We start from the raw sequence: 22,235 nt of genomic DNA, 5'->3' as shown, positions 1-22,235 counted from the left end.
TTCCTGCAATTCTCCGCCCCCGCACCCGCGCGGGAACCAGCTTTCCGCGGGCAATAAGTCCACCATGTTTCGCAGCTTTAACCGCCACCTGCGGGGCTGGGGAAGAGATTTACGTCGGCCGAAACACAAGGGAAATTGCACGGCAAAAACGGCTTCCTACAGTGGTGTCAACAGCCTGAAACTCCCCGTTTCCCAGCGAAAGTCGAATCTGATCATGGGTACTACACACACCGAACGCCGCGTCCTGGTAATTGGCGGCGGTCCCGCAGCACACCGATTCACCGAATCGCTGGCCAGCCGCGCGCCGCAGAACCTTCACATCACGGTACTGACCGAAGAAGCCCACCTGCCCTACGATCGCGTGGCCCTGTCCAAGGCACTGACTGATCGCGACGTGGACCTGACCCTGGGCGATGCAACGCTCTGGGAAGCCGAGCACGTCACCCTGGAAACCGGCGCCAAGGCCGTAGCCATCAACAGCGAACAGCGCACCGTCACGACCGCCGATGGACGCAGCTTCGGCTACGACGAACTGGTCCTGGCCACCGGCTCCAACGCCGCCACGCTGCCCATCCCGGGCAACGAGCACACCTTCGTCTACCGCACCCTGGAAGATGTCTGGTCCATCGCCGAGAAGGTCGAGGAACTGAAGACCACCCTGGGCCGCGCCCCGGTAGTTGCCACCATCGGTGGCGGCCTGCTCGGCCTGGAAGCCGCCGCCGGCGCCCAGGCACTGGGCGCGCAGGCAGTGGTGATCGACGGCGGAAAATGGCTGATGGGCACCCAGCTGGACGAGGGAGCAGGCCAGGCCATGGGCCGGTTGATCGAGCAGACCGGCTTCACCGTGCACGGCGGAGTTTTCCCCAAGGAAGTCCTCGCCGAGGGCTCAACCGTCACCGGCGTGCTGATGGCCGACGACCGGGTGATCGAGGCCGACATGGTCGTGGTTTCCATCGGCGTGCGCCCGCGCGATGAGCTGATCCGCAACTACAACCAGGCCCTGGAAGACTCGGGCAGCGAGGCTGACCGCTTCGCCATGGGCCCGCGCGGCGGCGTGGTCATCAACGCGAAGTGCGCCACCGACATCGAGCACATCTGGGCCGTGGGCGAGGTCGCGAACTTCGAGGGCCTGTGCATTGGCCTGGTCGCCCCGGCGAACTCCATGGCCGAGATCGTTGCCGAACAGCTTGCCGGCGGAGAGGCCGAATTCGCCGGTTTCGATACCGCCACCAAGCTCAAGCTCTCCGGTGTGGATGTGGCCAGCTTCGGTGATGCCTTTGCCCGCACCGACGGCGCCCTGGAAGTGGTCTACGCCGACGCGCCCCGCGGCCTGTACCAGAAGCTGGTGGTCTCCGCCGATGCGAAGACCCTGCTCGGCGGCATCTTTGTCGGCGACGCCACCCCGTATCAGTCGCTGCGCCCGATGCTCGGACGCGAGCTTCCCGGCGAACCCGGCGCCTACCTCAGCGCGCTGGGCGGCGAAGCTCCAGAGAGCGAATTGCCCGATGACGCGGTGCTGTGCTCATGCAACAACGTCTCCGCCGGCGCCATCCGCGATGCCGTTTCGGGGTGTGGCAGCTGCGAGGGCAAGGACCCGGTCACCACGGTTTCGGGCCTCAAGGGCTGCACCCGCGCCGGAACCCAGTGCGGTTCCTGCGTGCCGATGCTCAAGAAGCTGATGGAATCCCAGATGAAAAAGGACGGGGCCGAAGTTTCCACCGCCCTGTGCGAGCACATCTCCTTCTCCCGCCCCGAGCTCTATGAAGCCATCCAAGTGGCCGACCTGCACACCTACAGCGAGGTCATGGAGCGTTTTGGCTCCGGATCGGGCTGTGATATCTGCAAGCCGGTGATCGCCAACATCCTCTCCTCGCAGACCGCGGTCCACCCGATGGATGCCGGTTTGGCCGGAGCCCAGGACACCAACGACCGCGTGCTGGCCAATATGCAGAAGGACGGCACCTACTCGGTGGTTCCGCGTATTCCAGGTGGCGAAATCACCCCGGAGAAGCTCGGCGTGATCGCCGCCGTCGCCCAGAAGTACGGCCTGTACACCAAGCTCACCGGTGGCCTGCGCATCGACATGTTCGGCGCCCGGCTGGAGCAGCTGCCGGATATCTGGCGTGAACTGGTGGACGCCGGGTTCGAATCGGGCCAGGCCTACGGCAAGTCGCTGCGCAATGTGAAAACCTGCGTCGGTTCCTCGTGGTGCCGTTACGGCATGCTCGATTCCACCGCCCTGGGCATCGAGATGGAGCTGCGCTACCGCGGCCTGCGTGCCCCGCACAAGCTGAAGATGGGCGTTTCGGGGTGTGCCCGCGAATGCGCCGAGGCCCGCGCCAAGGACATTGGCGTGATCGCCACCTCCGAAGGCTGGAACCTCTATGTCGGCGGAAACGGCGGCGCCAACCCGGCCCATGCCCAGCTGCTGGCTGGCGGACTGGATGATGAGACGCTGTTCAAGTACATCGACCGCTACCTGATGTACTACATCCGCACCGCGGACAAGCTGCAGCGCACCGCGCACTGGCTGCAGGATCTGGAAGGCGGCCTGGATCATGCCAAGCAGGTGGTCGTGGAGGATTCGCTGGGCCTGGCCGAAGCGCTGGAAGCAGCCATGGAATCCCACGTGGCCAACTACGAGGACGAATGGGCTGCCACCTTGGCCGACCCGGTCAAGCTCAAGCGTTTCCGCTCCTTCGTGAACACTGCCGAACCGGATACTGCCCTGGAGTACGTGTCCGAACGCGGCCAGCGGCGCCCCGCCGAGCCGGTGGCACTAGGTGCCAGCATCCCGGTCGGAGCGCCGCAGCACTAATCGGCCTGATCCACCCGCGCTGCTACCAGCGCGGGTGGATTTGTGCGCGCAGCGAGGAATCGTAGAGATCGCGTACTGACTTCTTGAAGCCCTCGCTGATCTCCAGTGACCCGGCCGCCGCGTTGGCTCGCGCCTGTTCCGGGTTGCGCGCGCCGGGAATGATGGTGCTGATTCCCTCTTGCACAGCCAGCCAAGCCAGCGCTACCTGCGCGCTGGTGGCCCCGGGAGCTTCTGCGGAGGCCAACTGCGCAAACTGCCCGGCGGCTTGGACTCCGGTTGCGTAGTCGACACCGGAGAAGGTCTCCCCCACGTCGAACGCTGAGCCGTCGCGGTTGTAATTGCGGTGATCGTCCTTCGCGAACTCGGTTTGCAGGGTGTAGCGGTTGGCCAGCAGGCCGCTGGCCAGCGGGACGCGCGCGATGATTCCGACGCCCGCCTTGCGCGCTGCAGGAAGAACGAGTTCCAGCGGCTTGTGCCGGAAGGCATTGATGATGATCTGCACGGTGGCAATATTTGGCCGGGCAATGGCGGCCAAGGCTTCCTCTGCAGTTTCCACCGAGACACCGTAATTTGCCATGCGTCCTTCCTCCACCATGGCATCCAGCGCATCGTAGGTGGCCTCGGTGGTGTACACCGGGGTTGGCGGGCAATGCAGCTGAACCAGGTCCAGCGTATCCACCCCGAGATTGGCGCGCGACCGGTCATTCCATGCGCGGAATGCGTCGAGATTGTAGTTTTCCGGCAGCTGGTCGACGCGGCGCCCCATCTTGGTGGCTACGGTGATGTCGGCATCGGAATTATTTTTCAGCCATGTGCCGATCAGTTGTTCGCTGCGGCCATCTCCATACACGTCGGCGGTATCGAAGAAGTTCACGCCCGATTCATAGGCTGCATCGAGCACGGCCAAGGCATCGGACTCTTCTACCGACCCCCAGTCGGCGCCAAGTTGCCAGGTTCCCAAGCCGATGACAGAAACATTGCGTTGCGTACGTCCAAGTTCTCGTTGTTGCATGGTTTCGAGTGTAGTGCGTCACCTCCATTTCACGCATGGAAGACGAGGCGTTGCTGCCCAATCGGCGTTTCAACCAAATTCTTTATGATCCATTCGATAGAATATTCACTGTCATCACAACATCGAGGAGATCATGTTTCCCACCATTTTTGCGCTGTTCTGCGCGCTCATCGGCCTGGTCGTCATGCTGGCCGGCAAAACGATGAAACCTGAGAACAAGAACCGTTCCGCAACGCGTGCCACCGGCATTGGCGTTTTTGCCGTCTCGCTGGTCGTTCTTGGCATCATGTCCACCACCATCGTCCAGCCTCGCACCGTTGGCGTGAAGGTCGCGCTGGGAAAGCCGACATCCGTGGTGAGCAACGGCTTCCACCTGAAGTGGCCGTGGGAAAAGGTCGAGAAGCTGGATGGCTCCGTGCAGAACGACGTCTATTCCGGCGACAGCGGCATTCCCGTTCGCCTGGGAAACAACGGCCGTGCCAATGTTGATGCTTCGATCCAGTGGCAGCTGAAGACCGACGATGCCATGGACGTGTTCCTGGACTACCGAACCTTTGAGGGCATCCAGTCGAACCTGGTGGATCGAAATTTCCGAGCCACGTTGAATGAAGTCATGGCTACCTATGACCCTTTGGCCTACACCGAGCCATCGAAGGGCGGCCAGGATCTTGAGGGGCTGGCCAAGGCAGTGCAGGAAAAGATGCAGGGCAAGGTGAAGACCCAGATAGAAATCCGTTCTGTCACCCTGCCAATCATCAACTTCGATGAGCCGACGCAGAACCGCATCAATGAGCTTCAAGCCGAAGCGGCCAAGACGCGCGTGGCTGAACAGCGCAAGCAGACCAGCACCGCTGAAGCCGAAGCCAACAAGATCCTGGAACGTTCCCTGACGCCGGAAACGTTGACATCCAAGTGCTTGGACATTGTGGCGGAATCAAACCAGAGCCCGATTGGATGTTTCCCGAATTCTGGAGTTCAGCCAATTACCATGACTGGCGACAAGAACAACAAGTAGCATTCACCGCCAGGCACAACTCGCCCCAGTTCGTATGGACTGGGGCGATTGCTGTTTCCAGCTCGCGTTCTACTCCCCGTGCGGGCAGGTAGCCCCGATCAGGCAGAGATATCCTCGATATCCGGCGGACTGCTCCCGGTGTCCGGCGGCCGGTTCAGCCAGTCCTCGAAGGAACGCACCCAGTCAGCTTCGCTCATGCACTGCGGATAGGGCTGATGCGCAAAACCTGTCGCCGGCGGAGCGGTGGAATGGTACGTCGGCCCCATTCCGGTAGCGATCTTCATCCGGTGCGGCCCCCGGGAGATGACAATTTCCTGCCTTCCGGGGGTTTCCTTGGCCTGGTTGCAGAACTTGCACCTTCCATCGGCGTTGACCACGCAGGTGCGCCCGCCCAGGCAGGCCTGGGTGACGTGGTCGATTTCCTCGATCATCCCGTCGCAGAAGGGGGTGCGGCAGCGCCGGTCGCGGGTTCTGATGAACTTCTTCATTTTCTCCGGGAAGATCCGTGCGGTGGAGTCCATCGCGATCAGCTCCCGGTCCCCGGGGGCGGTATAGAGGCGGATCAGCTCGATGCTCGCTTCCAGGGTGTCGATGAAGGCCGGGGGCCGGGTGGTGGCCATTTCCGCGAGGGTCATGTTGTTCAGGATTTCCTTGCCGGCGACCAGCTCGCGCGCGTATTGCGGGGCGATGACCCCGTAGCCGTCGAGGTAGGCTGGCTGCCGGTCGCCGAGGAAGAGGGTCTTGTCGGTCATGACCAGTGCGACGTTCATGTTCACGGGCACTGTCGCGTCCGGGCTGGTGCAGAAGCTGGAGAGGTAGTCGGCTTCGATTTGCGCGCGGGTGCGCGGGTCGCCGTGGGCTTTGAGGCTTGTGGATTTTGCCTTGATGTCGTTTTTCAGGGCCAGGCCGGCGATGATGGGCAGTTCGGCGTGGAGGCTCATCATGCCGGTGTCCGGGTGCGCGGTGAATTTGATGCGGCGTTGCTCTTCAGCGCTTTTTTGTTCTTTGCACTGGTCGTCCGAGGCGTAGGCGTAGGTGAAGTCCTTGACGGTGTCGCTGATTTTCCTGGTGCCCTGGTTGGCGAACAGTCGGGGGTTCTTGGCGTACAGGTGATCGAATTCGGTGCGGCGTTCGGCTTTGAGGATGCGCAGCGGGGTGAGGATGGCGCGCATTTGGGCTTCGGTGAATTCGCCGCGGCTGTAGGCGGCGGCCAGGTGCGGGGTGTCGTTGAAGAGGATGCGGCAGTTTTCGAGGTATTCGCGGTAGCCGTGGGGGTCTGCTTTGCGGGCGAGGGCTATGGTGGCGGCGGTGCCGCGGTTCAGCTGCTTGAGGTTGCCGCGGGTGGCGTTCTGGTGGACGACGTTGATTTCGGTTTGGTGGGCGAGGGCTGCTTGGTGGTAGCGCAGGGAGGAGATGGCGCGTTCCAGGCGGGCGATGCTGGTGAGGCATTCCTCGGTGGTTCCGTGTTCCTCGATGTGTGCCAGGCTGGTTTCCAGTCCTTTGACCACGGCGGTGAATCCGTCGTGGTTCTCGGGGTTGGGGGTTTGCGCTGGGGGGATCGTGGTTTCGGACATGTTCTTATTTTACGCTGGTTAGTCGAATATGTCTTCGATGGTTTGGTTGCGGGTGGATAACTTTTAGAACACGGTAAAGTTACCAGTCAGCGATGGTATTTCAAGTTCAGAGCGGATAGGCCCGAGGTGGCATGGGCGTGCACGTGGTCGTGGTGTTCGAACGGGCGCGCCACAAATCTAGCCCTGGGGCATCGGCCGATCGCCGGCCTGGCCGGGCTGCTCGGCGATGATTTGCACTTCCAGTCCCTGCTGGTCGTAGAGCTTGCCGTCCACGAGGTGATCGCCGTCGGCCAGCCCCTCAAGCTGGTGCTTGTAGATGGAACGCTGCGAGGTTTCCTTCTTGCCCCAGTTCAGCTCGTTGAAGATGATGTTCAGCAGCACGGCCATGATCGTCGCCGAGGAAATGCTCGATTGGAAAATCGTGCCCACCCAGGCGGGGAAGGCGGCATAGAAGTCGGGCTTGACCATCGGGATGCAGCCAAAGGCCAGCGAGGTCGCGATGATCAGCATGTTCATGTTGTCCTCCTTGGCCTTGGCCAGGGTGCGGATGCCGGCAGCGGCGACCGAGCCGAAGAGCACCACGCCGGCGCCGCCGAGCACCGGCTGCGGGATCGAGGCGATGACGCGGCCAAGCACCGGCAGCAGGCCCAGGACCACGAGGATGCCGCCACCGGCAGCGACCACAAAGCGGCTTTTCACCCCGGTGATCGCGACCAGGCCGACATTCTGCGCGAAGGCCGACTGGGTGAAGGTATTGAAGATCGGGCCGACCGCCGAGGAGAGCATGTCGGCGCGCAGGCCGTTGGCGATGCGGCGCGAATCCACCTTGGAGCCGGTGATTTCGGCGACCGCGAGCATGTCGGCGGTGGTCTCGGTGTAGGTCACCAGGATGACGATCATCATCGAGATGATGGCGCTGACTTCGAAGACCGGTGCGCCAAAGGCGAAGGGCGCCGGCACCGCGAAGATCTCGCCGGCGAGCGCCTGCGAGAAGTCGGCCATGCCCATGAGAACGGCCACCAGGGTGCCCAGGGCGATGGAGAGCAGGATCGAGAGGCGCGAGAAGGCGGCCACCCCGGACTTGGACAAGGCCAGCAGGATCAGCAGGGTGATCGCGGCCAGGGCGATGTTTTTCATCGACCCGTAGCTATCGCCGGCGGCCGACCCGCCCATGGCCCAATCCGCGGTGACCGGGAAGAGCGAGACGCCGATGATGGTGATGACCACGCCGGTGACCACCGGCGGGAAGAAGCGCAGCAGCTTGGCGAAGAACGGGGCGATCAGGATGCCGATCGCGCCCGAGGCGAGCACCGCGCCAAAAACCGCGGGCATCCCCCCCGCCGCCATTGAGGATGGCGATCATGGTGGCCACCCCGGAGAAGGACGTGCCCTGCACCAGCGGCAGCTGGGCGCCGAAGAACGGGATGCCCAGGGTCTGCAGGATCGTGGCCAGGCCGCCGATGAACAGGCAGCAGGCCACCAGCACGCCCATCTGCGCGGTGTCCATGCCGGCCGCCCCGCCCATGACCAGCGGCGGGGCGATGATTCCGCCGTACATGGTCAGCACGTGCTGGAAGCCGTAGGCCACGGTGCGGCCGGGGCTCAGGCGTTCGTCTTCGGGTCTGGTGCTCATGGGGAAAATCCTCTGCGGTGGACTGCAAATTGGCGCATCCCGCGTTGCCGGGATGCGCCCCGCCCTCAATTCTCCCGCATGAGCCCGATAGATCAGCTATCCAGCGTGCGCCCGGGCTGCTGGGTGTGCTCCACGAAGCGCACCATCATGGCCTTGAAGCCCGGGGTGTTCGATTCGCGGGCCACCAGATCGCGGTGCACCAGCGCGTTCGCCTCCGGGTAGTAGGCCGCCACGCAGCCCTTGGCCGTCGGGTAGGAGACCAGCCGGAAGCGGTTGGCGCGGCGCTCGGTGCCGGCGAAGGTGGAGATCACGTCGACCAGGTCGCGGTCCTTGAACCCGGTCTGCTCCAGGTCTTCCGGGTTGACCAGGATGACCCGGCGGCCGTCCTTGATGCCGCGATAGCGGTCATCGAGCCCGTAGAAGGTGGTGTTGTACTGGTCGTGGCTGCGCATGGTCTGCAGGATCAGGTGTCCCTCGGGGGCTTTCAGCGCCTCGAAGTCCGAGACGGTGAACCGGCCCTTGCCGATGTCGGTGGCGAAGGAGCGGGTGTCGCGCGGCGGGTTGGGCAGCACGAAGCCGTTCTTTTCGCGCACCCGGGCGTTGAAGTTCTCGAAGCCGGGCAGCACCTTCTCGATGTGGTCGCGGATCACGTCGTAGTCCTCGGCCATGGCGCGCCAGTTGACCGGGTGGTCCTCGCCCAGGATCGCCTGGGCCATGCGGGCGACGATCACCGGTTCGGCCAGCAGGTGCTCGGAGACCGGGGTGAGCCGTCCGCGGGTGGACTTGATGACCGACATGGAGTCCTCCACCGAGAGGAACTGCGCCCCGCCCGGGTGCTTGTCGTCCTTGTCGGTGCGGCCCAGGGTGGGCAGGATCAGCGAGGTCTTGCCGTGCACCACATGCGAGCGGTTGGGCTTGGTGGAGATGTGCACGGTCAGCTTGGCCCGCTGCATGCCCGCTTCCAGCGCTTCGGTGTCCGAGTTGGCCAGCGCGAAGTTGCCGCCCATGGAGACGAACACGTCTACCTCGTCCTTTTCGAAGGCGTGCAGGGTTTCGGTGGAGTCGTAGCCGTGGGCGCGCGGGGAGCTGATGCCGAATTCGGCGTCGATCGAGGCCAGCAGCTTCTCGGTGGGCTTCTCCCAGATGCCCATGGTGCGATCACCCTGGACGTTGGAGTGGCCGCGCACCGGGCAGGCGCCGGCGCCGGGCTTGCCGAAGTTGCCCTGCATCAGCAGCAGGTTGATGATTTCCTTCAGCGTCGGCACCGAGTGCGGCTGCTGGGTCAACCCCAGCGCCCAGCAGATGATGGTGGCCTTGGACTTGATCAGCAGCTGCGCGATCTCGGTGATCTGCTCGCGACTCAGGCCCGTGGCCTCTTCGGTGGCTTCCCAGTCCACGGTGGCACGCGCTGCGCGGTAGGCGTCGAATCCGTCGGTCACCTGGGCGATGAACTCGTGGTCCACCACGCTGCCCGGGTTCTTCTTCTCCTCTTCGAGCAGCAGGTGGCCGAAGGCCTGGAACAGGGCCAGATCCCCGCCGACCTTGATCTGCAGGAAGTCGCTGGCCACCGGCTCGGCCTTGCCCAGCATGCCGCCCACGGTCTGCGGATCCTTGAAGCCGAAGAAGCCGGCTTCGGGCAGCGGGTTGATCGCGACCACGCGGGCCCCGCGCTTGCGCGCGTCGGACAGCGCGGAGAGCATGCGCGGGTGGTTGGTGCCCGGGTTCTGGCCAACCACAAAAATCAGCTCGGTGTGCTCGAAGTCCTCCAGCGAGACGGTGCCCTTGCCGATGCCGATCGTCGGATTCAGCGCGGTGCCCGAGGATTCGTGGCACATGTTCGAGCAGTCCGGAAGGTTGTTGGTGCCCAGCGAACGGGCGAGCAGCTGGTACATGAACGCGGTCTCGTTGGCGGTGCGCCCGGAGGTGTAGAACACGCAGCGATCGGAGGTGGTGGCGTTCACGTGCTCCGCGATGGTGGAAAAGGCCTGCGCCCAGCTGATCGGCTGGTAGTGGCTCTCGCCCTCGTGGATGATCATCGGGGTGGTGATCCGGCCCTGGGAGCCCAGCCAGTATTCGGTCTTGTCGCGCAGGTCCTCGATGGAGTGCTGGGCAAACCATTCGGGGGTGACGGTGCGGGCGCTGGCTTCCTCGGCGATGGCCTTGGCGCCGTTTTCGCAGAATTCGGCCGGCTTGCGGCGTTCGGTGATGGATTCGGGCCAGGCGCAGCCCGGGCAGTCGAAGCCGCCATGCTGGTTCACCCGCAGCATCGAGCGCAGGGTGCGCGATGCTCCGGCCTGGCTGAAGCCGCGCTCCATGGAGACCATGACCGCTTTGAGGCCCGCGGCGGCATGGGCAGGTTCGCTGACTTTCAGATCATCCTCGTTGATGTCTTTTTTAGGTGCCGAACGATGCATGAAACCCTCCTGGTGGTGACGCGACCGGTACTGATATCCAGCTCACATATTACAAGGCTACGCCTTATTGATCCGATGCGCATGTGTATAAATGTTCACGCTGTGCTTGCGCGAAAAAGCCGCCAGCGTCAGACCCGTCTCATCGGCCAGATCCACGGCCAGGGAGGAAGGCGCGCTGACCGCGGTGAGCAGCGGAATTCCGGCCATCGCCGCCTTCTGCACCAGTTCGAAGGAGGCGCGTCCGGAAACCTGCAGCACCGTATCCTTCAGCGGCAGCATTCCGGAGCGCAGCGCCGCCCCGATCACCTTGTCCACCGCATTATGCCGCCCCACGTCCTCGCGCAGGATCAGCAATTCGCCGGCGGTGGAAAACAGCCCCGCCGCGTGCACTCCCCCGGTGGAAGAGAACAGCTTCTGCGACTCGCGCAGGGTGTCGGGTAAATCCAGCAAGGTCTCCAGTTCGATCGACCCGGCCGAGGCATCCAGCTCGAACCCGGCCTTCTTGCGCACCTCGTCGATCGAGTTGGTGCCGCAGATCCCGCAGGCCGAACTGGTCACCACATTGCGCGCCTTCGCCGCATCCGGGGGCGTGGCCCCGGGACCCAGCTGCACCTCGATGACGTTGAAGGTCTGGTTGCCTTCCTCATCGGTGCCCGCGCAGTAGCGCAGGGAAAGCAGCTGCTCGGAGGCCCGGATCACGCCCTCGCCCACGAGGAACCCGGCGACCATGTCGAAATCGTCGCCCGGGGTGCGCATCGAGGTGGTGTACGAGGTATGCCCGAAACGGATTTCCAGCGGTTCCTCGCCGGCCAGTTTCTCCTCGCGCGGGCGCCAGCCGCCCTCTCGCGTGGCGCGAATAACCCGGCGGCGAACGATCTTACGGCCCATCTTGGCTGCTCCTTGCGGTGCTTCTTGTTGCTCTGGCCAATACTCGCACACCACAGGCGAAAACGCAGTGCCCGATGTCCCTGGAGGCCGCAAATCAGCCCGGCAACTGCTCACTGGCCGCTGCGAACTCCCGTTGCCGTTTTTTCCTTGTAGGCCGCCAGCGGCAGCCGGGTGTCGTTCCTCAGCTCCTTGACCAGCGACATGCCCAGCAGCGTCACAATGACCGTAAACGGAACGGCCGACAAGATGGCCGCTTGCTGCAGCGCTTCCAGGCCACCGACCAGGAGGAGCACGATTGCGCAGACTCCGGTCAGCAGCCCCCAGATGGTCAGGATCGGGCGCTTCGGGTACATATTTCCGCCTGATGTCAGGGTCCCCAGCACGTAGGTATTGGAATCTGCACCGGTGATGAAGAAGAGCACCACGAGGATCACCGTGAATGCAGAGGTCACTGCCGGCAAGGGCAGCTCGGCCAGCATCGCGAAGAAGGTGCTATTGGTATCGGCGAGGGTGGCCTGGCCGATGCCGGAGGAACCGTGCATTTCCTGGTGCATCGAGGTTCCGCCGAAGATGCTGAACCAGATGCTGAAGACCAGCGATGGAACACCCATCACGGCAATCACGAACTCGCGGATGGTGCGGCCCTTGGAAATGCGCGCCAAGAAAATGCCGACGAAGGCTCCCCAGCTCAGCCACCAGGCCATCATGAAGTAGGTCCACCACTGCATCCACTGCAGGTCCTCGGCGTTTGACGGCGTCAGCAGCGCCACCGCAGGGAATTCCGCCAGGAACTGGCCCATGGACCGGAAATAGATATTGCTGATGAATCCGGATGGACCGGAGATGAAGACGAAGATCCCGATCAGGGCGGCACCAATCATGGTGCCCTGGCTAAGCCACTTGATGCCCTTGCCCACTCCGGACAGGGCGGAGAGGGTGAAGATGATCGTCACGCCAGCGATGATGACGATCTTGACGAAGATGTCCGTGGGAATGCCGAACAACCGGTTGAATCCCTCGGCGATTTGCGATGCGCCCAGCCCCAGGGACGTCGTCGTGCCAAAGAGCGTTGCCAGAACAGTGAAAACGTCGATGGTCTTGCCCAGCACGCCATCCATTGACTTGCCCAGGATCGGGCGCAGCATCACCGAGACCAGCCCCGAGTTTCCGCGGCGGTGGGTTGAGTAGGCAATGGCCAGGCCGAAGACCCCGAAGAGCGCCCACGCGTTCGGTCCCCAATCGAAGTAGGAGAATTGCAGCGCAAGAACCGCCGCATCCATGGTCCCTGGCTCGGCCCGGTTGTGCGGCGGATCCATGAAGTGGCTCATGGGTTCTGCCGCGCCATAGCTGATCAATCCAATCCCCATGACCGCCCCGAGGATCATGGCGATCCACGCCCAGGTGGAGAATTCGGGACGATCATGGTCTTTGCCCAGCCGGATTCCACCGTAGCGCGAGAAGCCCAGGAACAGCATCAAGAAGATGCATCCGAGCGTGACCACCAGGTAGCTCCAGCCGATGTATTGCGCAAACCACGAGGAAGCGCCGGACATCAGTCCGTTGAGCTGTTCCGGGGCAATCGCTGCCCACAACACGAACGCAACAACTAGCAGCAGCGAAATAGCCAATACGCTGCCCGGGCCATGGAGTTTCTGATAGACCTTCTTGGAGTCGGCCGAACTCGAAGCATGGTGCAATTCGCCACCGGTGAGGGTTGGCCCGCCCACCGGCCCCTGATTGCGGTTCGTGTCGATATTCATTTCCTTGAATTCCTTAGCAATAGTGGAGCCTGCTCACGGCTGGCTTAGAGTGCTTGCAATTCTGCGCCGTCGAAGAATCGGCCGGCCTTGTAGATCATCGGTTCGATGTCTGCGACTTCCGAGTGCTTGACCTTCGCAATGAATACGGTGTGGGTCTTGGCCTGGAAGCGCTCCTTGATTTCGGCCTCGATCGACGCAGCGGAACCGTCGAGCATCGGAGTGCCGTTCGGTCCTTCGTGCCAGGCCAGGTTCGCGAATTTGTCGTCCGCCTTGGAGGCGAAGGTGCCCACGGTTTCACGCTGTTCGTTGCTCATGATGTTGATGCCCAGGTGCGTTGACTTGAAGAGCGAAGCGTAGGTGCTCGTCGTCTTCTGGACGCATACCAGTACCAGTGGCGGCTCCAGGGAGACCGAGACGTAGGAATTCGCGGCCAGCCCTCGCGGTGCGCCGTTCTCATCTTTTGTGGTCACCACGGTGACGCCGGTGATGAACTGCCGGTTGAAGCCCTTGAGCTCCTCCAAGTTCGGAACCCCGCTCAGATCGTCAACGACGATTCCGTCGTCCGGCGTTTCAAAAGCCGATTTGAGCGATGGGACTCCCACGTCTTCCAGCAATTCGCTCTGGTCCCACGTGACTTGCTCGGAAATGACCTTCCCGTCCTGGACTTTCAAGAGATTCGAACCCCGCGTTTCCACGCTATGGCCGGTGGCCGGCACGCCCTGCAAGGCCCTGGTGAAGGTTCCGTTCGTCCGCCAGAATACGGCGATGGACTGTTCCGCGTCATCAACAAGCAAGTGGTCGATCGTCGTAACCAGGTCGGGGAAGGCCTCGCGCACTGCCAAAATGTCTTCTTTCAAGGACTGGGCAGTCGAGACTTTCTTGGATTTGTTGCTGACTCGCTGGTAATCGGCGTGGAGGATCTCATCGAGTGAATCCACGTTGCCGTGGTCCCATGCTGCTTCCCATGAGGCGACGAGGGCATTCTTGACTTGCTGGAGCGAAAGTTGTGTTTGTTGCATGCAAGAAATGCTAGCAAAGCATGTGACATAGTCAACAGATTTCCAGAAATCTTTAAAAATTCGTGAATTGTCAGGAATCTCTTGCATACATGATCATCTGTGGATATGGTTCTTGTATGCAAGAGAGTTCAGTGATTGAAACCAGCCAAGACAATGCAGTTGACCTGCCGCTGCTAAGCAGGTTGCGCCAAATGATCGTCACCGGCGCAGTATTGCCTGGCGACCTGCTGGCAGAGACGGCCCTGGCCCAGGAGTTCTCGGTCAGTCGAACTCCGATTCGCGAGGCCCTGAAACAGCTGGAACGCGAAGGCCTCGTGGAAGTGCGCTCCAGGGTCGGAACATTCGTCAGAAAACCCACTCAACGGGAAATCAACGAAATGTTTGCCTTGAAGGAGTCTTTTGAAGGACTCGCCGCCGGGCTGATGGCCCGGCGCGGCCCGGTGCCTGAACTCGAGCATCTCAAAGACAACGTCGAGCAAAGCCAGCTCGCGGTCAAGCGGGGAGACACTGAGGCGTACTCGCGCCTCGTACACGATTTCCACAGCACCCTGGTGGCTGGAGCCGACAACAGGAAGCTTTCCGAGCACTACGACCTGCTGATGAATCAGCTGGCCTATCAGCGCATTGTCTCGCAGACCCTGAGCCAGCCGGGGCGTCTGCAGAATTCTGCCAGCGAGCATCAGGCAATCATTGATGCCATCTGCTCAAAAGACCCGTTGGCCGCTGAACTCGTCATGCGCCGCCATGTGGCCGCCTCAAGCCAATTAGCAACCATCGCCGCCTTCAAAGACGACAAGGCCCCCAAGGGCTAGCGGCCGACGCCGATCTCCAGACGAAAGAAGATCCAGATGAACCCTCCCTTGATCGTTTCCAGCGACCTGAGCACCCGTTCGACACTCGCTGGCTACTCGGATTTTGCCGCAGCGACCGGACTGCGCAAATTATCGAGCACCGTTGAAGAAGTGCCGCACGAAAATTTGGGGACCATCACCCGGGCCACCGCCATGGCGGTCATTGCGAACCCATGGCTGGGCACCGGTCCGGATCACGATCTGTCCGAGCGCACCGAAGCCATCGCACCGCTGCTGGCCAAGCTGATTTCCGACCGTCTGCTGGAGGCCCTGGGCGGGGTGGAGAGTGTCGAGGCCTTCGGCAAGGCCGCCCTGGTCGGCAGCGACGGCGAACTGGAGCATGCCGGAGCGCTGATCCACACCCCGTACTTCGGCAACCTGCTGCGCGAAGCCCTGGGCGGAACCTCCATCATCTGCTTCGCCGACGGACGCGGCGTCCCCGGGGAAACGCTGCGCGTGCCGATGTGGCACAAGAACGCTGCGGCCACCCGCACCCACTACCAGACCATGGACCTGTACCTGCCCGATGCCCCGCACGCCGGGGAAATCGCGGTGATTGCCGCAGCCTCCAGCGGACCGCGGCCCCATGCCCGCATCGGAGATCGAACCACCGATCGCCCGGTAACATCCGAAATCCTGAAGGGAATCCAACTATGAACTACCGCAAGCTAGTGACCATCGTCGAGGAAATCGCCACCGAAGGCGGACGCCCGGTTGATCCCGTGGCCAAGGTGGCCATTGTCGCCGCCGTGTTCGATAACCCCTGGGCCGGACAGGGCTTCGTCGAGGACCTGAACGAAGGCATCGATGCGGTCGCTTCAGAACTCGGCGCGCTGCTGGCCCCACGGGTAATCGAAGCCCTGGGCGCACCGCTCGAGGCCTACGGCAAGGCCGCCATTGTGGGCCTGGAGGGCGAAATCGAGCACGGTTCGGCGCTGATCCACACCCTGAAGTTCGGCAACCACTTCCGCGACGCGGCCAAGGCCACCACCCTGCTTCCGGCAGTGGAGAAGCGCGGGCCAGCCGGGGTGCAGTTCGACATCCCGCTCAAGCACTTCACCGATGCGACCATCCGCTCGCACCACCAGAGCGTGGAAGTGAAGGTCTCCGATGCCCCGCATCCGGGCGAGATCCTGATCGCGCTGGCGGCCGCCACCCGTGGCCGTCCGCAACAACGCCTGGCCCCGCTGTCCACCGAACAGTAGCCCCCAGCAGCACTCGAAACGGAGCGAAGCACCCATGACAAGCACCGAGCGCCCGCAGGTAGTCCTGCTGCACGGAGTGGGCCTGGACCACACCATGTGGCAGCCCCTGCGCGAGCACCTGTCGCACCAGACCGTGGCCCTGGATCTTCCGGGGCACGGCGGACAGCCGCCCCTGCGCACCGCGCAGGACCTGGCGAGCCTGGCGGCCGATGTGCTGGCGCGCCTGGACACCCGGGACCCGGTGCACCTGGTCGGCTTCTCGCTCGGCGCGCTGATCGTCCAGCATCTGGCACGCTTCGCTCCGCACCGGGTGCGCACCCTGACCGCGGTCAACTCGGTCTGCCGGCGCACCGCCGACGAGGCCGCCGCCGTGGAACAGCGCCTGGCCACCGCCGGCACGGACTTCGCCCAGGGCATCGACCGCGCCATCCAGCGCTGGTTCCCGGCAGGGGAAACCGCGGTGGACCAGCGGATCATCGAGGCCACGCGGCAGACCCTGGCCGGCAATGACGTCGAATCCTATGTGCATGCCTATGCGGTCTTCGCCCGCAGCGACCGCGAGATCGCAGGCGAGTTGTCCGGCATTATCCAGCCGGCCCTGGCCATCACCGGGGAACTGGATCCCGGATCCACCCCGCAGATGTCCCGCCGGCTCGCCGAGTCCATCCCCGACTGCCGGCTGCGCATCATCCCCGGGGCCAGGCACATGCTCCCGGTGGAGAATCCGGTGGCACTGGCCGGCGAATTGAACAAATTTTTCAGCGACAATGAAGGGAATCAGGCATGAGCGAGCGCTACCTGCATTTCATCAACGGCGAGCACGTTGCTCCCAGCGAAGATCGTTTCTTCACCAGCACCAATCCGGCCACCCTTGAAGAACTCTACGAGGCCGCCCGCGGCACGGCCGAAGACGTGGATCGGGCCGTCAAGGCCGCCCACCGCGCCTTCACCTCCCGCGCCTGGAGCTCGCTGAGCGCGACCGCACGCGGCCACCTGCTGCGCCGGCTGGGCGATCTGGTCGGGCAGAATGCCGAGCAGCTGGCCCGCTTCGAGTCGCTGGACAACGGCAAGCTGCTGCGCGAGATGCGCGGCCAGCTGGCCACCCTGCCCGAATACCTCTACTACTACGCCGGACTGGCCGACAAGGTGCAGGGCTCGCAGATCCCGAGCATGAACCCGGCCATCTTGAACTACACCCAGCGCGAGGCACTGGGCGTGGTCGGGGCCATCACCCCGTGGAACTCGCCGCTGACCCTGACCATCTCCAAGATCGCCCCGGCCCTGGCCGCCGGCAACACCGTGGTCATCAAGCCCAGCGAGTACACCTCGCGCACCGTTCTGCTGCTGGCCGAACTGGCCGACCAGGCAGGCTTCCCGGCCGGGGTCATCAACGTGGTCACCGGCTTCGGCGCCGAGGCCGGCGCCGCGCTGGTCGCCCACCCGCTGCTGGCCAAGATCTCCTTCACCGGGTCCACCGCCACCGGCTCCTCCATCGCCGCGCAGGCCGCCAGCCGCTTCATCGGCTGCACCCTGGAGCTGGGCGGGAAGTCGCCGAATATCGTCTTCGACGACGCCAACGTGGACAACGCCGCCATGGGCGTGGTGGCCGGCATCTATGCCGCCGCGGGCCAGACCTGCATCGCCGGCTCCCGGGTCTTCGCCCACAAGTCGGTCTACGACGAACTGCTGGAAAAGGTCGTCAACCGCGCCAAGTCCATCATCATCGGCGACCCGCTGGCCGAGGCCACCGAGCTGGGCCCGCTGGCCTTCGCCGATCAGCTGGCCAAGGTCTCCTCCTATGTCCAGATCGGCGCCGGGGAAGGCGCCACCGTGCTGGCTGGCGGCTCGCGGCCCGGCGGATTAGATCTGCCCGGCTATTTCTTCTCCCCCACCGTGCTCACCGACGTCACCAACGACATGCGCGTGGTGCGCGAGGAGATCTTCGGCCCGGTGGCCGCGATCATGCCCTTCGAGCATGAAGACGAGCTGCTGGCCGCGGCCAACGACACCGAGTACGGGCTGGCCGCCGGCGTCTGGACACAGAACCTGGCCCGCGCCCACCGCATGGCCCGCCGGCTGGAGGCGGGCACAATCTGGGTGAACACCTACCGGGCGATGTCCCCGATGTCCCCGCGCCAGGGCTTCAAGAGCTCCGGGGTGGGCATCGAGCACGGCCTGGAGTCGATGAACGAGTACACCCGGCTGAAGTCGGTCTGGATCAACACCGACGAATCCCCGGTCGCCGACCCCTTCGTCATGCGCGCCTAAGGAGCCACCCATGCCACTGATCGATATTTCCATCGCCAAGGGCCGCAGCGAACAGCAGCTGCGCAGCTTCATCGCCGCGGTGCACCAGGCCGCGGTGGACACCGTCGACGCCGCCGACGAGAACATCACCGTGATCGTGCGCGAAGTCGAGCACGAGCACTGGTCCCGCGGCAACCAAACCATCGCCGAACGCCGCTAAACCGCAACGCCTAACCCACGAAGGAAGCATGACATGCGCTTTTCCCTCTTCCTCCACATGGAACGCTACGATAATTCGCTGAGCCACGAGGAGCATTTCCAGAACCTGGTCGAACTGGCCCAGATGGCTGAAGCCGGCGGCTTCAGCACCGTCTGGATCGGCGAGCACCACAGCATGGAATACACCGCCTCGCCGAGCCCGATCGCGCAGCTGGCCTATCTGGCGGCCAAGACTTCCACCATTCGGCTGGGCTCGGGCACCATCATCGCCCCGTTCTGGAACCCGATCCGCGCGGCCGGCGAGCTGGCCCTGCTGGATGTGATTTCCGGCGGCCGCGCCGAGGTGGGCGTGGCCCGCGGCGCCTACCAGTTCGAATTCGACCGCGTGGCCGGCGGCATGCCGGCCACCGACGGCGGCAAGGCCATGCAGGAGCTGATCCCGGCCATGCAAAAGCTGTGGGAAGGCGATTACGCGCACGACGGCGAGGTCTGGAAGTTCCCGACCTCCACCTCCGTGCCCAAGCCGGTGCAGAAGAAGCTTCCGGTCTGGGTGGCCGCGCGCAGCCCGGAATCCCACGACTACGCGGTCGCCAACGGCTGCCATGTCATGGTCACCCCGCTGATGAAGGGCGATGAGGAGGTCGAGGACCTGATGCGCAAGTACGAGACCGCCATCGCCAACCATCCAGAACGCACCGACCGCCCGGACATCATGGTGCTGCGCCACACCTACGTGCACAGTGCCGATCAGCCCGAGGCCTGGCGCCCGGCCGCCGAAGCCATCTCCAAGTTCTACCGCACCTTCGACGCGGTCTTCGGCAACAAGGCGCCGGCCGTGGACGGCTTCTTCGAGCCAAGCCCGGAACAGAAGTTCGAGGGCCGGCCGGAATTCGCCGCGGAATCGCTGCACCAGACCGCGATGATCGGCACCCCGGCCGAGATCATTGAGCGCCTGCACCACTACGCCGGCCTGGGTGTCACCGAGTACAGCTTCTGGAACGACAACTCCATGAGCCACGAGGAGAAGAAGCGCTCGCTGCAGCTGTTCATCGACGAGGTTGTCCCGAACTTCGCCAAGAACTAACCCGCACAGCAAAGGGGGCCCGCGCTAAAGCGGGCCCCTTTTTGCTGCGCCGGCTATGGCGCGGCGACCTCCAGCACCCCGGCACCGGTGGCGGTCTTGGCATGGTGCTTCACGCCGCTGGCGGTATCCATCGCGGTGAAGCCGTAGGGCGGGGTCCAGTCAAGCTGGTTGCTGAAGCCCTTTGTCGCCCAGTCAGGCAGCGGGTCGCCGCTGGCCTGGGCTGCGCGCTGCTCGTACTGCCCGGCGGCGATCGCATCCAGGTCGGCCGGCTGCTGGTTGAACCAGGATCCCTCGTCGTGGAAGTTGTTGGCGTTCCAGACGTAGACCGCTACCGAGGCGTCGGCCCCCGGGCCGGTGTAGTCGAAGGCGTTGCGCTCGGAGAAGACCTGCGACTGGTAGCCCAGGCCCAGGAAGTAGTGGTAGCCGCCGGCCGCGGTGCTGGTGACCGGGGAGTCCGGGTCGTTCACCCGGCCCTGGAAGTAGTTGTTGGCCACGTGCACCTGGCCGTAGCGCACGCGCGGGGCGCGTTCCTGGATGCCTTCGAAGTAGTTGCCGATGATGCTCACGCGCAGCCGGCCGGCGTCGGTGTCCGCGTTGTCATCCCCGGAGCCGATCAGCATGGTCTTGTCGTGGTTGAGCAGGTGGGAATTGCTCAGCGTGACGAAGTCGGTGCCGTCCTTCATGTCGAACAGGCCGTCGTGGCGGTTCATCGGGGCGCCGTTGGGGCCGATGGGCGCGTCGCGGTCAAGGTACCGGCCATCGCCCAGGGTCACGTGGTCCACCCAGATATTGGTGGAGGTGACCGAGGAGATCGCATCGAAGCGGGCGTTCCAGGCGCCGTCCTCGCCGTCCCATGGATCCCAGGAGGAGAAGTAGTCGACCGGGGCTTCCAGCGACAGGTTGCGCAGCACGACGTTGTGGGCCAGGTGCAGCATGATGTTGGACTGGACAAAGCCGGCATCCTCGCCCAGGCCCACCAGGGTCGTGTTGCTCGGAATGGAGATCTCCGACTGGCGCTTGAGCGCATTGCTGCCGGTGACCCTGGCGCGGCGCTGCTGGCCGCAGTACTCGTGGCTCTGGTCGCTCCAGGTCCCGTCCTCGCCGAAGCAGCTCAGGTACTTGGCCACGTCGTAGCCCGGCGCGTAGTCCTGCTCCCCGAGCAAGGTGCCGTCGGCGGCCTGGTTGCCCTGGATGGTCCCGGAAACGTAGATGATCTTCGGCTTGTCGCGCTCCCCGTGGTTCTCCAGGGCCGCCATCAGCTCCTGGCGGTTGGCCACGGTGTAGGTGGACTGCGCATCGGCTCCGGCGCCGCCGTTGGTGCCGCCGTTCTGCGAGGCCCAGCCTGGGGCTTGGTCCGTGGTCATGAAAACGTTAGCTTCCGCTTGCTCCGCAGGCTGCGCGACGGCGCCCTGCGCGCCCGTTGCTGCCAGGGCCAGCGCGGCGACCGTGCTCGAGAGTACAGAGAGCTTCCTTGAAATTGATGACACGATGATCCCTTTCATGTCAGATCAGAGCGATGCCCGCCATTGGAAATCGCTTTCCGAGCCAATTATGGTGCAGCTCCCAGCGCAGTTCAACACTTGTATTTGCAAACGGTTTCATATATGGCGAACGCGACAGAAGCCCGCGACTGCGGGGCGCTCAGGCCCGGTGCCGCGTCGGCTGGATGATCGAGAACTCGGCGCCGGTGGCATCATGCAGCACGGCCATGCGCCCGAAGAAGGAATCCTGCGGCTCCCGGATGACCGCGCCTCCCAGCAACTCGGCGAGCGCCACGCTTGCATCCGCGTCGTCGACCGCAAAATAGGTCCGCCATCCGGCCTGCGCTTCCGGGCCCTGGCCCGCAATGTCATAGATTCCGGCCAGCGCCTCCGAGCCCTGCCCCAAGGTGCAATAGCGGAACTCGGGTGAATCGGAAACCGTGCTCAGCTCCCAGCCCAGGGCCTCGCGATAGAAGCGCGCCACCGCGTCGAAATGCTTGGTGTGCAGCTCGCTCCAGATGCGGGTGCCGTGGCGCCTCGCGGAGTGCAGGTCGCCGGCGTCAAAAGCCTGGAACAGGCCAACGCCAATGCCCTCGGGGTCGCTGATCATCGCCAGCGTCCCCTGCTCGGGGATCTCCACCGGCTTGAGGTGGATCTTGCCGCCATGCAGCCGCGCGGCGAAGGCGGCAGCGTGGACGTCGGCCACATTCAGATAGGTGGTCCAGACATCGGGCGCACCCGAGTCCCGGTCGTTGTGCACCAGCCCGGAAACCAGCTGGTCATCGAGGTAGGCCGGCAGGTAGCCTTCAGCGCGGGCCTCAGGGCCATCGTCAAAGCGCCAGCCGAAGAGGCGTGAATAGAATTCGACGGCACTGCCCAGATCGCTGGTGAGCAAATCCGCCCAGCAAGGTTCGGCCCGCGGTTCCCTGGCTCCCGGCATCGCTACCCCATTCCGCGCTCAATCCAGCTCGATGGGCTGAGTCTATTCCGGTTCCCCGCAGATCAGCAACGGATT

General features: G+C 63.9%; 17 protein-coding genes and 1 pseudogene. 9 read left to right on the top strand and 9 right to left on the bottom strand.

The window, feature by feature from the left end:
• Positions 1 to 214 precede the first annotated feature (214 nt).
• Positions 215 to 2,818: a nitrite reductase large subunit NirB gene (gene nirB, locus H6F58_RS02265; protein WP_195181003.1), complete on the top strand. Its 2,604-nt coding sequence runs from the start codon at positions 215 to 217 to the stop codon at positions 2,816 to 2,818.
• Positions 2,819 to 2,840: 22 nt separating this feature from the next.
• On the opposite strand, the gene H6F58_RS02260 is transcribed toward nirB, so the two are convergent.
• On the bottom strand, positions 2,841 to 3,830 hold the full coding sequence (locus H6F58_RS02260; RefSeq protein ID WP_195181002.1) for an aldo/keto reductase: 990 nt from the start codon (positions 3,828 to 3,830) through the stop codon (positions 2,841 to 2,843).
• 133 nt (positions 3,831 to 3,963) lie between these two features.
• Here H6F58_RS02260 and H6F58_RS02255 point away from each other — a divergent pair, with 133 nt between their 5' ends.
• Complete coding sequence (locus H6F58_RS02255) at positions 3,964 to 4,845, top strand: SPFH domain-containing protein (protein WP_060702727.1); 882 nt, start codon at positions 3,964 to 3,966, stop codon at positions 4,843 to 4,845.
• Between the two features lie 98 nt (positions 4,846 to 4,943).
• Here H6F58_RS02255 and H6F58_RS02250 read toward each other — a convergent pair whose 3' ends face one another.
• The 6 genes and pseudogenes from H6F58_RS02250 to H6F58_RS02225 form a co-directional block, all read right to left on the bottom strand.
• Complete coding sequence (locus tag H6F58_RS02250; protein WP_195181001.1) at positions 4,944 to 6,419, bottom strand: DUF222 domain-containing protein; 1,476 nt, start codon at positions 6,417 to 6,419, stop codon at positions 4,944 to 4,946.
• A gap of 177 nt (positions 6,420 to 6,596) precedes the next feature.
• Positions 6,597 to 8,052 (bottom strand): annotated as a pseudogene (locus tag H6F58_RS02245) (nucleobase:cation symporter-2 family protein).
• Between the two features lie 92 nt (positions 8,053 to 8,144).
• Positions 8,145 to 10,466: an FdhF/YdeP family oxidoreductase gene (locus tag H6F58_RS02240; protein WP_146276464.1), complete on the bottom strand. Its 2,322-nt coding sequence runs from the start codon at positions 10,464 to 10,466 to the stop codon at positions 8,145 to 8,147.
• 57 nt (positions 10,467 to 10,523) lie between these two features.
• A complete protein-coding gene (gene fdhD / locus H6F58_RS02235; RefSeq protein WP_060702731.1) occupies positions 10,524 to 11,354 on the bottom strand; it encodes a formate dehydrogenase accessory sulfurtransferase FdhD in 831 nt (276 codons plus the stop codon).
• Positions 11,355 to 11,464: 110 nt separating this feature from the next.
• On the bottom strand, positions 11,465 to 13,114 hold the full coding sequence (locus H6F58_RS02230) for a BCCT family transporter (protein ID WP_146276466.1): 1,650 nt from the start codon (positions 13,112 to 13,114) through the stop codon (positions 11,465 to 11,467).
• A gap of 44 nt (positions 13,115 to 13,158) precedes the next feature.
• On the bottom strand, positions 13,159 to 14,133 hold the full coding sequence (locus H6F58_RS02225) for a flavin reductase (protein WP_146276468.1): 975 nt from the start codon (positions 14,131 to 14,133) through the stop codon (positions 13,159 to 13,161).
• A 116-nt stretch (positions 14,134 to 14,249) separates the two neighbouring features.
• Here H6F58_RS02225 and H6F58_RS02220 point away from each other — a divergent pair, with 116 nt between their 5' ends.
• The 7 genes from H6F58_RS02220 to H6F58_RS02190 are packed head-to-tail and all read left to right on the top strand — an operon-like array spanning position 14,250 to position 19,739.
• The gene (locus H6F58_RS02220) at positions 14,250 to 14,945 is read left to right on the top strand and encodes a GntR family transcriptional regulator (protein ID WP_171919289.1); all 696 of its coding nucleotides are present in this window, start codon (positions 14,250 to 14,252) and stop codon (positions 14,943 to 14,945) included.
• 36 nt (positions 14,946 to 14,981) lie between these two features.
• Positions 14,982 to 15,641 (top strand): amino acid synthesis family protein, encoded by a 660-nt coding sequence (locus tag H6F58_RS02215; RefSeq protein WP_171919288.1) that lies wholly within the window; start codon positions 14,982 to 14,984, stop codon positions 15,639 to 15,641.
• Entirely contained in the window at positions 15,638 to 16,189 is a 552-nt protein-coding gene (locus H6F58_RS02210) for an amino acid synthesis family protein (RefSeq protein WP_171919287.1), read from the top strand. Before H6F58_RS02215 ends, H6F58_RS02210 begins: the two co-directional genes overlap by 4 nt.
• Positions 16,190 to 16,223: 34 nt before the next feature.
• On the top strand, positions 16,224 to 16,976 hold the full coding sequence (locus H6F58_RS02205; RefSeq protein WP_195181000.1) for an alpha/beta hydrolase: 753 nt from the start codon (positions 16,224 to 16,226) through the stop codon (positions 16,974 to 16,976).
• Positions 16,973 to 18,457: an aldehyde dehydrogenase gene (locus H6F58_RS02200; RefSeq protein WP_146276478.1), complete on the top strand. Its 1,485-nt coding sequence runs from the start codon at positions 16,973 to 16,975 to the stop codon at positions 18,455 to 18,457. Before H6F58_RS02205 ends, H6F58_RS02200 begins: the two co-directional genes overlap by 4 nt.
• A 10-nt stretch (positions 18,458 to 18,467) precedes the next feature.
• A complete protein-coding gene (locus H6F58_RS02195) occupies positions 18,468 to 18,656 on the top strand; it encodes a tautomerase family protein (protein ID WP_060702738.1) in 189 nt (62 codons plus the stop codon).
• 33 nt (positions 18,657 to 18,689) lie between these two features.
• Positions 18,690 to 19,739: an LLM class flavin-dependent oxidoreductase gene (locus tag H6F58_RS02190; RefSeq protein WP_060702739.1), complete on the top strand. Its 1,050-nt coding sequence runs from the start codon at positions 18,690 to 18,692 to the stop codon at positions 19,737 to 19,739.
• A gap of 53 nt (positions 19,740 to 19,792) precedes the next feature.
• Here H6F58_RS02190 and H6F58_RS02185 read toward each other — a convergent pair whose 3' ends face one another.
• Positions 19,793 to 21,226, bottom strand: a complete 1,434-nt coding sequence (locus tag H6F58_RS02185) for a polysaccharide lyase family 1 protein (protein WP_348536358.1) — start codon at positions 21,224 to 21,226, stop codon at positions 19,793 to 19,795.
• A gap of 154 nt (positions 21,227 to 21,380) precedes the next feature.
• On the bottom strand, positions 21,381 to 22,160 hold the full coding sequence (locus H6F58_RS02180; RefSeq protein WP_146276482.1) for a VOC family protein: 780 nt from the start codon (positions 22,158 to 22,160) through the stop codon (positions 21,381 to 21,383).
• Positions 22,161 to 22,235: the final 75 nt, after the last annotated feature.

Origin of the sequence: Glutamicibacter sp. FBE19, from assembly GCF_015524875.1 — a bacterium.
GTDB lineage: Bacteria > Actinomycetota > Actinomycetes > Actinomycetales > Micrococcaceae > Glutamicibacter > Glutamicibacter halophytocola.
Note: the sequence above shows the minus strand (reverse complement) of the source record. Positions and strands in the feature narration are given on the sequence as shown.